This window comes from Leucobacter sp. MMO-125 (assembly GCF_037148395.1).
GTDB lineage: Bacteria > Actinomycetota > Actinomycetes > Actinomycetales > Microbacteriaceae > Leucobacter.
Map to the genome: position 1 here is coordinate 606,222 of NZ_JBBCTL010000001.1, position 13,532 is coordinate 619,753.

The following is a 13,532-nucleotide window of genomic DNA, read 5'->3' on the forward strand; positions in this document are numbered from 1 at the left end:
CGCTATTCCCCGGTGCGCAGTTTCGCAGCCGCTGAGTTCCAGATCTCTTCGAGTTCGTGCAGGCTTCGCGGTCGACTGCCGGTGAGTTCGACGCCCTCAGCGACGTAGAACAGGGAAACATCGATGCGCTCGGCATCGATGCCGGCCCACTGCGCGTAGGCGTGCCGGTAGAGGTCGAGTTGAAAGAACCGGCTTTCACGCTCGGCCTCCGTGCGGGGCGATTGCCCGGCTTTCCAGTCGACGATCTCGAAGCGGTCAAGCTCGGCAGTCGTTGCGGGGGCGTTGGCATCGCCGGGCACGCGGTACACGGCGTCGAGCTTGCAGACCAGCGTTCGGCCAGCGAAGGGCAGCGTCACCTCTTGCTCGACTGCAATGGGTTGGCGCTGGGCCCACCGCGACCGTTCGAACTGCTCGATGAGGGGCCGCAGCTCGGCTTCGCTCTCGAATTCAGTCAGCTCAGGATCGCCGCTCTCCAGGTCGAGGCCGGTGAGGGGCAGCGCAGTGCCTCTCGCCGTGGTGGCCCGCCGCTCGACCCACTCGTGGAAGCGGTTGCCGATGCGGGTGCGCCGGTAGGGTCGCTGAGGCACCGGCCGGAGCCGACGACGCTCGGCGAGCTGCGGGTTCTCGATGAACTCGTGGAACGTCGATGCGGTGATGCGTTCGGGGAGCGCGGTCGCTGCCTGGGCGAGCACCGATTCGGCGCGGGGGTTCGTCGGGGCAGGCGGGCTCGAAGCTGGGCTGGTGTCCGGCAGTGAGCCTGCATCCTCGGCATCCTCGGCGGCCTCAGCAGCCGCGACCGCGCTGAGGTTCGTGCCGGGGCCTGTTTCGGGGTCTGTGCCGGGAAGCGGCGCAGCAGCTGGGTGCACCCCGGCCCGAGATGCGCGTCGTTCGGCGATTAGCAGCCTCACGGTGGGGTGCAGCTCGGGGTCTTCGAGCGGATCAGGCTGCGCGTCTGCTGCGTTCAGGGCGAGGATGACGGCCTCGGCCGCGCGTCGCACCGCGGGCCCTCGGGAGCCGAGTGGGTCGAGCGGCCACTGCAGGGTGAGTTCGTCGAGTTCGCTGGGGTCGGTGTCGTGGGCGCTCTGCTCTGGCAGCCCAGAGATCAAGCCTGCCTGCTGCAGTTCGAGCAGGTATGGAGAGGGCGTACGAGGCCTGGTCTGGCCTCCCCAGAATGAGCCGCTGAGCAGCAGGCGGCTGGCGGAGCGTGTCACTGCGACGTAGGCGAGCCTGCGTTCTTCATCTTGGTGTCGTTCTTTCAGTTCTTCTCGATAGTCGGTGATGCGGTCACGCAGTTCTTGCTGCGTCGCTGCGATCCGCCAGTTGAGCTCGGGGCGCGCAGCGGCGTCGCCGCGGAGTTCGTCTGGCAGTTCGCCGGTGCGCAGCCAGCCGGCACCGCTGCGCGGGGCTCCGGGAAACTCGCCCGCGACGAGTCGGGGCACGGCGACGAGATCCCACTCAAGGCCTTTGGACCCGTGTGCGGTGATGAGCTGCACGGTTCCCGGGGCCGGCGCGGCGACATGCTCGGCTGTCTCGTCTGCTTCGACCGCTCGCTCGATCCATTCGAGCAGCGAGGCGAGTGTGCCTCGACTGTCGACGGCGAGATACCCTTCGACGAGCTCGGTGAAGATGTCAAGGTTGGCGTGGGCTGCCGAGCTGCCGGAGTGCTCGCGCGCTTCGTTGGCGTCGAGTTCGATGTCGAGGCGCAGCGCCTGTGCGGTCGCCCCGATGAGCTCGGGGATACTGCCACCGACGCCCTGCCGCAGCTTGGCGAGCATTCGTCCCGCATCGCGCAACCGTTCTCGGCCGTTTGGGGTGATCCCGCGCAGCGCCGAGTGGTCGAGGTTGCGCATGGTCGCGATCTGGTCGAGTGCGTCGATGAGCGTGAAGCGGCGGTCAGGGTCGGGGAGTACGCTGTCGTCGGCGCGATCCTCGGCGCTGAGCAGCTGCTGCGAGATGTCGCGCTGCGCGAACCATCTGGTCGCGTCGCGCAGCCCGGCGAGGTCGGCTACGCCCAGGCGGAAACGGGGGCCCGCGAGCAGCCGGATGAGGTCGTTCCCGGCGTCGGCGTACCAGACGCAGCGCAGGGTGCTCACGATGTCGGTGACTTCAGGGGTGGTGAGCAGCCCCCCGAGGCCGATGATGCGGTTGGGCACCCCGACATCGTCGAGCGCCGCCGAGAATGCGGCCATGGGGCTGCGCTTACGGAAGATGAGCGCGGCCGTGGGCGGTTCGCCGTGTTCAGCGAGGAGCGCATCGCGCGCATCGCGCATCCACTCGGCCACCGCGATGCGTTCTTCATGTACGGTCTCGGGGTATCGCCATTCGATGCTGCCGCTGGCGGCACCGGGGCGCGGTGCCAGTTGTGGCACATCGATCGCAGCGTCGGCCGACAGCGGGGCGGCGATGATGTTCGCAGCGTCGAGCACGCGATCGGGGTTGCGCCAGCTCGTCGACAGGGTGAGCGTGGCTGGGGGTGTGCTGCCGGCGGTGCCTCGACCGCGGAAGTCAGCGTGGAACGACTGCAGCCCCTCGGCCGAGGCGCCCCGCCAACCGTAGATCGACTGGTGCGGATCGCCCACTGCCATGACCGAACCGCCTGCGAAGATGCGGGAGAGGAATCGGGTCTGCCCCACGGAGGTGTCTTGCACTTCGTCGAGCAGCACGGCGCGATGCCTGCGCCGCAGCACTGCGACGGCATCGCCTGAGCGTTCCAGGGCGAGGGCGGCAAGGGCGAGCTGGTCTGAGAACTCGATCACACCTCGGCGCTGCTTCTCGGCCGCGTACTCCCGAGCGAGACGGGTGATGAGCGGGGTCTCGGCGAGGCTGGCCACCGCGTCGCGCACGGGCGCGTACATCTTGCCGCTGGGCTCGCCTCCGAGCTCTTTGTCGTTGTAGGGCAGGTGGATCACGCGCCCGAACTCTTCGACGACGCGGTCGACGCGATCGAGCGAGGTGAGGTGGTCGGAGACGGCGTGATCGAGGTTGAGCAGGTGTCGAACGAGCTGCGGCAGGCTGAGGTCGCTCCGGGCGAGTTCGGGATCCCGGCTCGCGATCACCGTTTCTCGGGCGATGCGCCAGGCGGTCGCCTCGTCGATGATCGCGGCACCGGGTGCGACACCGGCTGCGGCACCGAATTCTTGCAGCACGCCTGCTGCGAAGGAGTTATAGGTGTTGACGTCTGGGATGTCGAGACCGTCGGAGAGCTGCTCTGAGAGGGCGCCGGCCCGACGGGCTTCTTCTGCCGAGAGTGCACCGCGTTCTGCAGCGTCGCGAAGCCGTTCGACGAAGGCGTCGATCCTGCCCGAGATGCGTTCGCGGAGTTCTCCCGCGGCTTTGCGCGTGAAGGTGAGGCCGAGTACCTGGTCGGCTTCGAGGAGGCCGTTCGCGACGAGCCAGACCACGCGGTTGGCCATGGTCTCGGTTTTGCCGCTGCCCGCTCCTGCGACAACCAGTGTGCTGCCACCGAGCGGGTGCTCGATGACCGCGCGCTGCTCGTCGGTGGGAGTCAGCGGGGCCTTGGGCGGCACGGCCAGAATCTCGGTGATCCGGGAGGCCGAGAACACGGGAGCCTCGCGATGGGTGGATCTGGGCTGGCGGCTGCTCATGCGCGGCTCACCGCCGGGATAATGTGCAGCCGACAGTCGCCTGGCTGGTGCGGGTCAGAGCAGTGGTGCTCGATGCGGGCGGTGAACTCTCCGGCGGCCATAATCTGTGCAATGTCGGCGACGCGCCGCTGCAGGAGTTCACTCGCCTCTGGCGTGATCGGCTGCTGCACCCGCTCGATGTAGTCTGCGCTCTTGGTCGCATCGGGGTGCACGTATAGCAGGCGGGCGCCGCCGCTGTGCGCGTGCGCCGGCATTTGGGTGTTCTCGGGGAGTTCGAAGGCCCCGCGCGCCACCCCCAACTGGTACGCCTGCAGCTGGGCGTGGGCTTCGGCCGCGGCTTTGCTTGGCGGTGTACGGCCGGTTTTCAAGTCGAGCACTGTCACCTCGGTTTCGCCGTCTGGTCGTTCGACGGCTTCGAGTCTGTCGGCCATGCCGCGCAGCACGGCCCTGTCGATCGGAATCGAGAACGGTGTCTCGCGCCCGAGCAGGCGGCGGTCGGACGCTTCGAAAGATCTGAGGTAGGCGGCGAGACTTTCGGTCATAGCGCGGGCGAGCCGTTCGGCTCGTTCTGATTCCCACTCGGCGTCGAATGGCAGCTTGGCCCACTCGGCTTTCACTGCGTCGAGCATTGCCTCGGCGTCGGGGCTTTGGGCCGTCTCGAGTGCGTGGTGCACGAGCGTGCCCAGGCTGGCCTGCAGGTTACCGGTGCCGCCGCCGAGACTTGCAACGGCCCAGTCGAGCGGGCACGTCTCTGCGCGTTCGAGCTGCGAAGGGCTGACGGGCACGGTGGTTTCGGGGTCGTTCAGTTCGAAGAGGGGCGCTGTGGTGCTCGGGGGCAGCACTCCGTACCATTCTTCGGGCCGGGCACCGGGCGCCGATTCACGGGCGAGCGCGACGAGCGAGCGCAGCGCCTCGGTGTCAGCAGGGTTGAGCGTGATCCGCCGCCGCATCTCTGCCACGGATCCGCGCAGCGTGAGCCGACTGCTGGGCAGCCCCTCGCAGCGATGGTCACGACCCAGGCCGAAGAATGGGCTCGGATGCTGGTCGTCATCAGAGATCGCCACGACGAGTAGCTCATCGCGTGCGCGTGCACAGCTATGCACGAACAGGCGCAGCTCATCATGCATGGTGTCTTTGCGGGAGGGCGGGATCGCTTCTGCCCCGCGCAGCCAGCGTTCGAGCGAGGCTGTGCCGAGCAGCGAGCCCCGTGCGCGCAAATTCGGCCAGGCTCCGTCTTGCACACCGATCACGGCGACCACCGAGAACTCGCGTCCGATCGCACCCTGCGGCGTAGTGACGGTGACCGCGGCACGTTCGCTGCGTTGCGCGAGAGAGTCTTCTGGAACGGCGCTGAGGAGGAGTTCTTCGAGCAGATCGCCGATCGGCTGCTCGCTGTCCTGCTCTTCATGCCGCTGCAGCGCGAAGAACAGACCCATCACCGCGTCGAGCGAGCGGTGCGCCTCGTCTGCCCGCGCCCCACGCCCATCGAGGGCCTCAGTCTGCCAGCGCTCTGCCAGCCGCGTGCCCTCCCACAGCGCCCAGAGCGTCTCACGAGCGGTGCCCCCGGCCTCACGCACCCGCACGGCCGCGGCCGCGAGCAGGCCGATGCGACGCAGTGCTCGCCCGCCTGAGCTGTCGATCAGGGGGGTATCGCCCGGGTGGGCGAAGGCTTCGAGAACGATGTCGCCGATGTCACCGGTCGCACGCTGTTCAGTGCGGGCGTCTCTGCGCTCTTGCATGAGCAGCGCCCCGCGCAGTCGCCTGATCGCGACGGGGTCGAGGCCTCCGATCGTGCCGCCGGCGAGCTGCAGCACCTGTTCACCGGTGAGCGGTGCAAGCCCAAGCGCGTGTTGCAGCAGCCGTACGAGTTCACGCACGATCTGGTGCTCTCGCAGCACGATGCCACCGGCGGCGACCCCCGTGGGCACCTGATGGGTGGCGAGCGCCCTGGAGACGCGCAGCGCTTCGGAGCGGCTGCGACAAATGACTGCCATCTCGCTCCAGTCGATTCGAGTGCGAGCGTCGAGCCCCAGATGACGCGCGCGCAACCGATGCGCGATCACCCCCAGTTGCTCTGCGGGCGAGCCCACTACGGCGAACTCGACTGTGCCCGGGGTTTCCGCCGCTCCCCCGGCAGCCCGCTGCTCGCCCGCTCCGGCCGCACCGACACGCTCGGTGAGGTGCTGCATGAAGCCGCGCAGCGCAGCCCCCTGGCGATGCACCCTGCCGAGCACCGCGCGCTGTTCGGGGTCGCTGGGCGCGCCGCGCCGCCGCAGTTCGTCGCCAAGCCTGGCGAGCACCGCGGTGCGTTCGCCGTGGAAGGCCCCCGTCGCTGAGTCAGGGTCTCCGAACACCCACACCCGACTCCCCACGCTTGCGCAGGCTGCAAGCAGGGCGAGTTCACCCTCGCCGAGTTCTTGGGCGTCGTCGACGAGCAGCAGCCGCGGCACTGGGAAGGTGCCGGGCTCGACCGACCTGCCGTCGCTCGCCGCACCGCTCTCCTGCACGGCCGCCGCCGCAGCGCGCAGCAGCGCGCTCGAGCTGAGCTCTCCCGGCCGTTCGCGGGTCAGCTGTTCAGCGACGGCGGCGATAAGGTCAAGGCCGTCGCACCAGCGCTCGAGCGTTTCGGGCGCCGGCAGCCGCGTCAGTACCTCGCTGCCGGCGTCGCCCCGCAGCTCACGCAGCTGTGCTGCGAAATCCGCAGCGTGGAGATTGAAGTCGTCGACGATGCGCCACAGCTCACGCAGTTCGGCGCGGAACGCCGGACTCTGCAGCACCTCAGGTACGAGGCCCGATATCCTCGCAGCCCCGCTCAGGCCCCGCTCGATCGTCTCGGCAATCGCTTCGTCTTGGGCGGTGCCTGTGAGCAGCCGCGGAGCTGGTCGGCCTTCGACAGCCGCTGCACGGGCGAGCACGGCGAAGGCGAGCGAGGTTGCAGTGCGCACCGGGGTGCCGCCGATCGCGCGCCCCGCACGGCGCTCAACCCTGCCGCGCAATTCGCTCGCCACCAAACGGTTCGGGGCCATCACGAGCGCGTGATCTTCATCCCAGCCATCGCGGCTGATCGCGCGCGCGAACGCCTCGATCAGCACCGCGGTCTTGCCCGTTCCCGCCGCACCCAGAACGCGCGCGTGGCGGCCTGGATCGAGGGCCAGAACGGCCTGTTGAGACGGGTCGAATGAAAACATGGGATCACCCTATCGACCACCTCGGACATTCTTCGCCGAGCACCGCCTGCTCACCGCCGCAACTGCATCGAGGTCACCCGTATGGTCGTTATCCCACCACTGAAACGACCTCACGGGTGACCTCGATGCATCGCAGCACAGCGCCACAGCGCCCCCACCTCCGACTGCGCCGAGGGCGAACGCACCCTCGGTTCGACGCGCAACGCCTGCTCACCGCCATACACTCGAAGCAGTTGCAATCACACTCCGCGGCTCCGGCCGCGACATCCGAGGAGGCACCCGTGGAAGTTCGTATCGGCATCAAGCACTCGCCCCGTGAGCTGGCGTTCGAAACCGAGGCGAGCGCCGGCGAGGTGCGCGGCCTCATCGACGCCGCAATCGCGCAAGATTCCGCGCTCCTGGCCCTCACCGACACCAGGGGTCGCCAGTACCTCGTCGACACCGACTCGATCAGCTACGTCGAGCTGGGTGGCGAGGCCGGCCGCAAGGTCGGCTTCATCAGCTGAGCTGAGCTGGCCTGAGCTCAGCCCCGGCTCCCCCGCCTCACCCCGGGCTCAACGAGAGGCCCGCACCAATCCCCGCCCCCAGCACCACGCTGCGCCGCTTGATCTCTCGCGTGTCACGCCTTCAACGCTGTACATTCGATGCACGGTCGAACGGATTCGAGGGGAACCATGAGTGCAGGCGCGCATGAGAACCGCTGGCAGCAGTTCTGGAACAGCGGCGGCTGGTGGAAGGCGCTGCTCCTGGTGCTCGTGTACTGGGGGGTCTACCAGCTGATCGGCCTGGGCACCTCGACGCTGTTCCACTCCTTCATCGACGCCAAGAACCCGCTGTCTGGCCCGGGGACGATCTTCTTCGGTGTGGCGCTGCCGATCATGCTTGCGGGCGGCCTACTGTTGCTGTTCGGGTTCTCCCTCGGTTGGCTGCGCGAGCTATTCGCCCGGCAGCCGGTGCCCGGCCGGCCCTGGATGTGGATCGCGGTCGTGCTGGTACTCATCCCCGTTGTCATCCGTCTGGTTGCGACGCGCTGGGAGGCGTACGCGGTGTCGACCGTGCTGACGCTGCTGCTCCTGGGCCTGTGCATCGGCTTCGCCGAGGAGCTGCTCACCCGAGGCTTCGTCGTGAAGATGCTGCGCGATCGCGGCCACGGCGAGAAGCTGGTGCTGGTGCTGTCGTCGGCCTTTTTCGCGCTGCTGCACGCGGGCAACGCCCTCGGCGGGCAGCCGCTGCCGACGGTGCTGTTCACCGTGGCGTACACCTTCGGATTCGGCGCGATGATGTATCTTTCGCTGCGGATCACCGGGCGGCTGGTGTGGGCGATCCTGCTGCATGCGGCGACCGATCCGACCACAATGCTCGCCACCGGCGGCATCGACGCGCAGACCGCCACGGCGTCGACGTCGCAGGGGCTGCTCACCTTCGCGGGTCTGTTCGATTTCGTGTACATGGCGCTCGCGCTGCTCGCCATTCTGCTCGTGAAGAACCGAGCGGATCGCGGGGCAGCTGCCCCGCACCGCGCAAACGCGGCATCGCACGCAGCCCGCGTCGAGGGCTAACCGGCCGGGGCCGGCGGAGCGTTACCGCAGTTCGTCGCGCACGGCGTCGAGCAGGCGTTCGGCCACTTCTCGTTTCGTGCCGTGCACTTCACGGGCGAGGTGCCCATCGGCGTCGAGCACGAGCAGGCTGTTGTCGTCGGTCTCGAAGCCGGCGTGCCAGCCGACCGCGTTCACGGCGAGCAGGTCGACGCCCTTGCGCGCGAGCTTGCGCCGCCCGCGTTCGAGCAGCTCAGCCCGGGCCGACGGCGCTTCGCCTTCGGCGGCGTCAGCGACGGTTTCAGCGGCGAAGCCCACGATGATCTGCCCTTCGCGCCGGTCGCGCACCAGCCCCACGAGCACATCGGGGTTCTCGACGAGTTCGAGCACGGGGGCTTCGCCCGGAGAGTCTTCCTTGCGTAGCTTCTGATCCGCTACCTTCGCCACCCGGTAATCCGCGACGGCGGCCGCCATGATGATGGCTTCGGCACCCGATGATGCCGCATGGGCGGCGGCTTCCAGTTCGGCGGTCGTGCCGGCGGGCACCACGCGCACGGCGGCGCGATCCCGCACCTCCGCAAGCACAGACTCGTCAATGTTGGCTGCGAGCAGCACTACCTTCGCGCCGCGATCCGCTGCTGCTGCTGCGATCGCCACCCCCTGCCGGCCGCTCGACCGGTTGCCGAGGTATCGCACGGGGTCGATGGGTTCGCGGGTGCCGCCTGCGGTGACGAGCACCCTGATCCCGTCAAGGTCACCGGGCACTCCCGGCGCCGAGAATGCCTCTGGCTCGATGGCATCCGCCGGCTGTGCCTCAGTCGGCGGCACAACGTCAGCATCGGACGACGCGCCGGGATCCGCCTCGCCGACCAGCATGTTCTCAATGCACTCCGCGATCCGCTCAGGCTCGCTCATACGACCCGGGCCGCTGTCGTCACCGGTGAGGCGACCGCTTTCGGGGCCGATGAATCGCACCCCGCGTGCGCGCAGAATCGCAACATTGTCTTGCGTGGCGGGGTGCTGCCACATCTCGGTGTGCATGGCCGGCGCGACGAGCACTGGTGCTTTCGTGGCGAGCAGCGTTGTGCCGAGCAGGTCGTCGGCGAGCCCAGCGGTCATGCGGGCGAGCGTGTTCGCGGTGGCGGGTGCCACAACCACGAGGTCTGCACGCTGGCCGAGCGCGACGTGGCGCACCTCGGGCACGTCTTCGTGCACCGAGGTGGTCACGGGGTGCCTGCTGATGGCCTCCCAGGTGGGCTTGCCGACGAAGCGCAGCGCGTCATCGGTGGGCACCACGTGCACCTCGTGGCCGGCTTCGACGAGCAGCCGCGCGAGCGCAACGGCCTTGTAGGCGGCGATACCGCCGGTCACTCCGAGCACGATGTTCATAGGGACATCCTGCCATGCCCGTGTCTGCCCACACCCCGGGTGCCGGCGCAAGGTATGGGATCTGCCGAAGGTATGGCCGATTCGGGGCGGATCGGCCATACCTTCGGCAGATCCCATATCAACGGCGGTCAGACTTCAGCGGCGTTCGAGCAACACGGCGACCTCGAGGTGCCGCGTGTGGGGAAACATGTCGAACACTCGCGCCTCGCGCACCGCGAAAGCGGGCATCGCTGCAAGATCCGTGGCGAGGCTCTCAGGGTTGCAGCTTGAGTAGACGACGTGCGTGATGCCGTCAGCGGCTTCGAGCCAGGCAGCGAGTTGACCGCCGATGCCGCGCCGCGGCGGGTTCACGATCACAGCTTCGGGCACCTCGTCCGATCCCAGCGCGAAGGCTGTCGCATCGCCCGCTTCGAATCGGGCCGCGATCCCGGCCTCGCGGGCGCTGCGCCGTGCCGAGCGCACCGCTTCCTCGCTGATCTCGACACCCAGCACACTGGGCACGGCCCCGGCGCAGTGCAGGGCGAAGCCGCCAACACCGCAGTACAGATCCCAGAGCGAGCTCGGGCCGGCAAGGCCGATCCACTCGGCGGCTTGCGCGTACAGCGCTCGCGCCACCTCGGTGTTGGTTTGGAAGAAGCTCTGCGGCCGCAGGTGCAGCGCGAAGCCGGCGCCGGTGTCCATCGCGAGCGAGGAGCCGAGCAGCAGTTCCTCGTGTTCGCCTTCGAGCACGGCCTTGTGCTCGGGCAGCAGGTTGACTGAAACGACGGTCGCGGCTGGAACGGCGCGTCGCAGCCGCGGCAGGCTGTTGCGCAGCACTTCGAGTGCCTGCTCGCTGCGCACCACGAAGCGCAGCATCAGCTCATCTGCGGGCGACACCGTGACATGCACGAACTTGAGCTCGCCACGCCGCTTTGGCACGTCGTAGGGCGGCAGGCCGGTGTCTTCGATGAAGCGGGCCAGGTGCGGGATCGCTGTGCGGATAGCGGGCTGCTGGATCAGGCAGTCGCGCAGGTCGACCCCGGTGCCATCCGGCCCGAGGATGCCGAGCGTCACCCGCCCGGGGCGTCCTCCCACGACGAGCTTGGCCTTGTTGCGGAAGTCGCGCACGCCCCCGGGCACGCTGGGGAGCCAGGCCTGCTCGGGCACGCCGGGCAGCAGTGCGCGGCAGCGCTGCTCTTTATCGTGGAGCTGTTGCGCTGCGGGGGTTTCGATGAGCGTGCAGGAGCGGCAGCGACCGGCCTCGAAGTAGTGGCAGATCGGGGGGTCGCTCGCGAGCGGGAGGCGCGTGCGGTCCCCCGGCTCCGAGGCTGGCAGGCGCCGGGAGGGGCTCATGCCGTCAGACCGAGACCGTCCATACGGCGGATGTGGTCGGCGATAAGTTCAGTGAAGACAGGCTCGACTTCGCTTTCCACGAAGGGGCGCGACTCGCTGAGTGCCAGCACGGCACGCGAGACGAGCAGCGTGTCTCCCACGAGGCGGCGACCCCACAGGGCGAGCCAGCTCGACAGCCCTTCGTCTGCGGCGAGCGCGGCTTCGAGCAGCGCCTTCAGTTCGGCGCGGCCGGTGTCGTCGCGCAGGATCGCAATGGCTTCGCTGCGGTAGCCGTCGCGCAGCCCGCTTGCGAGGCTCGCGAAGAAGTCGTCGAAGAGCCCGCCTACGAGGTAGAGGGAGAGCACGTGCTGGTGCCAGTCTGCGGCGTCGATGCGGCGCACGTAGCGTTCGATGACGGGCGCGAACGGCGTCATGACGACGTGCGGTTCTTCGCCGCGCTTGCGAATCTCGGCGGTGAGCCGCTGATGCTTCGAGAGTGTCTGCCCGGCGACTCGGGCGAGCACGTCTTTTGCTTCGAGCGTGGCCGCACCCGATACGGCGCGCGTGGCGCCTTCGTAGAGTTCGAGCTGCAGGTACGAGGTCAGGCCCAGAAACGGCATGATGCCGGGGGCGAACTCGGAGAGTTCGACGCGCTCGGCGTCGCCGGCATCGCCGCGCGAACGCAACTTGCGCGCTGGGGCATTCTTCTTGCGCAGCCCACGGATCCACTCGAACACCCTGTCAGCTTACCGCCGACCCGCGATGTTGCTGGAATAGACTGTGCTCGATTGTATTCATCGCCGGTGACGCAGGAGCGCCGGCCGCTGCGCTTCGTGATTGCGCGCAGCATCGCACTCTCGAATAGGACGCAACGTGACGACATTCCTCGAACTCGGCGTCGACCAAGACATGGTCGATGCGCTCACCGATAAGGGCATCACCGAGGCCTTCCCCATCCAGGAGCAGACGATTCCGCTCGCGCTCACGGGGCAGGACATCATCGGTCAGGCCAAGACTGGCACGGGCAAGACCTTCGGTTTCGGCCTGCCGCTGCTGCAGCGCGTGGGCGCAGATCCCGCGCCTGGTGTGCAGGCTCTCGTGGTGGTGCCCACCCGCGAGCTGTGCGTGCAGGTGTACGAAGATCTCGAGCTGGCGGCGAAGAATCGCGGCGCGACGGTGGTGCCGATCTACGGCGGCAAGGCTTACGAGGGGCAGATCGAGCAGCTGAAGGCGGGCGCGCAGATCGTGGTCGGCACGCCTGGTCGTCTGCTCGACCTGGCTAGCCAGCGTCTGCTCGATCTCGGCAATGTGCGCGAGATGGTGCTCGATGAGGCTGACAAGATGCTCGACCTCGGCTTCCTCGCCGACATTGAGAAGTTGTTCGCGAAGACCCCTGCGACGCGCCACACCATGCTGTTCTCTGCGACGATGCCTGGCACGATCGTCACGCTGGCTCGCCGCTTCATGTCGAAGCCGATCCACATTCGTGCGAGCGATCCTGATGAGGGCGCGGCTCAGGCCAATATCGAGCACATCATCTACCGCGCGCACTCGCTCGACAAGGACGAGGTGATCGGCCGCATTCTGCAGGCCGAGGGTCGCGGGAAGACTGTGATCTTCATGCGCACGAAGCGTGCTGCGGCGAAGCTGCAGGAGGAGCTTGTGGATCGCGGCTTCAACGCCGCTTCGGTGCACGGCGACCTCAATCAGGATCAGCGTGAGCGGGCAATGGCCGCGTTCAAGTCCGGTAAGAAGGACATTCTCATCGCCACCGATGTCGCCGCGCGCGGTATCGATGTCGACGATGTGACGCACGTCATCAACCACACCGTGCCCGATGACGAGAAGACTTACCTGCACCGAGTGGGCCGCACGGGCCGCGCGGGCCGCACGGGCATCGCGGTCACGTTTGTGGATTGGGATGACCTGCACAAGTGGGCGCTCATCAACAAGGCCCTCGATTTCGGTGTGCCCGAGCCTGTCGAGACGTACTCGTCGTCGCCGCACCTGTTCGCCGACCTGAACATTCCTGAGGGCTCGAAGGGCCGCCTGAAGGCAACCCCCGTCAAGGAGCGTGCACCGCGCTCGGAGGGTTCGCGCTCGGGCGGTGACGGCGCTCGCGAGGATCGTGGCCGTTCGCGCAACCGCAGCCGCACTCGCAGCGCCAACCCGAAGGGTCCGGGCCGTCACGAGGCTCACGGTCATGAGCAGCACGGTCACGATCAGGAAGGCGGCGGTGAGCCCGGTGCCCCGCTGCTGCAGGACGGCAGCGAGGGGTCGACCACGCGCCGCCGGCGTCGGCGTCGTCGTGGTGGCTCGCAGGCCGCCGATGGCGCAGCGTCGGGCGGTGCCGCATCGGGTGATGGTGCGGCTGTGAGCGCGGCTTCGGCCGAGTAGCGCGGCGCTCTGCTTGTAGACGCGAGCCCCGTTCTTCTGCCTTCTCTCTTGAGGGGCGGCTGAGCGGGGCTCGGGTGTTTTTGGGGTGCCTTGCACGGGGGGCGGAT

The 13,532-nt window shown here is 68.2% G+C and carries 8 protein-coding genes; 3 read left to right on the top strand and 5 right to left on the bottom strand.

Translation table 11 applies throughout. The annotated features are described in order from the left end of the window. Nucleotides 1-2: 2 nt before the first annotated feature. Both WFI54_RS02765 and WFI54_RS02770 read right to left on the bottom strand, forming a co-directional pair. A complete protein-coding gene (locus tag WFI54_RS02765) occupies nt 3-3,605 on the bottom strand; it encodes an ATP-dependent DNA helicase (RefSeq protein WP_336651263.1) in 3,603 nt (1,200 codons plus the stop codon). Beyond that, nucleotides 3,602-6,793 (bottom strand): PD-(D/E)XK nuclease family protein, encoded by a 3,192-nt coding sequence (locus WFI54_RS02770; RefSeq protein WP_336651264.1) that lies wholly within the window; start codon nt 6,791-6,793, stop codon nt 3,602-3,604. Before WFI54_RS02770 ends, WFI54_RS02765 begins: the two co-directional genes overlap by 4 nt. A 281-nt stretch (nt 6,794-7,074) precedes the next feature. Here WFI54_RS02770 and WFI54_RS02775 point away from each other — a divergent pair, with 281 nt between their 5' ends. Together WFI54_RS02775 and WFI54_RS02780 are read left to right on the top strand one after the other, a co-directional pair. Further along, nucleotides 7,075-7,299 (top strand): DUF3107 domain-containing protein, encoded by a 225-nt coding sequence (locus tag WFI54_RS02775; protein ID WP_336651265.1) that lies wholly within the window; start codon nt 7,075-7,077, stop codon nt 7,297-7,299. A gap of 168 nt (nt 7,300-7,467) precedes the next feature. After that, complete coding sequence (locus WFI54_RS02780) at nt 7,468-8,352, top strand: CPBP family intramembrane glutamic endopeptidase (protein ID WP_336651266.1); 885 nt, start codon at nt 7,468-7,470, stop codon at nt 8,350-8,352. 21 nt (nt 8,353-8,373) lie between these two features. Here the strand turns inward: WFI54_RS02780 and WFI54_RS02785 are convergent, their stop codons facing one another. The 3 genes from WFI54_RS02785 to WFI54_RS02795 form a co-directional block, all read right to left on the bottom strand. Next, nucleotides 8,374-9,717, bottom strand: coding sequence for a bifunctional phosphopantothenoylcysteine decarboxylase/phosphopantothenate synthase (locus WFI54_RS02785; protein WP_336651267.1), 1,344 nt, complete (start codon nt 9,715-9,717; stop codon nt 8,374-8,376). A gap of 135 nt (nt 9,718-9,852) precedes the next feature. Further along, on the bottom strand, nt 9,853-11,049 hold the full coding sequence (locus WFI54_RS02790; RefSeq protein WP_336651268.1) for a methyltransferase domain-containing protein: 1,197 nt from the start codon (nt 11,047-11,049) through the stop codon (nt 9,853-9,855). Then, entirely contained in the window at nt 11,046-11,765 is a 720-nt protein-coding gene (locus WFI54_RS02795) for a ferritin-like fold-containing protein (protein ID WP_336651269.1), read from the bottom strand. Before WFI54_RS02795 ends, WFI54_RS02790 begins: the two co-directional genes overlap by 4 nt. Nucleotides 11,766-11,937: 172 nt before the next feature. Between WFI54_RS02795 and WFI54_RS02800 the strand changes: the two genes are divergently transcribed. After that, the gene (locus tag WFI54_RS02800) at nt 11,938-13,425 is read left to right on the top strand and encodes a DEAD/DEAH box helicase (protein ID WP_336651647.1); all 1,488 of its coding nucleotides are present in this window, start codon (nt 11,938-11,940) and stop codon (nt 13,423-13,425) included. The last annotated feature ends 107 nt before the right edge of the window (nt 13,426-13,532 follow it).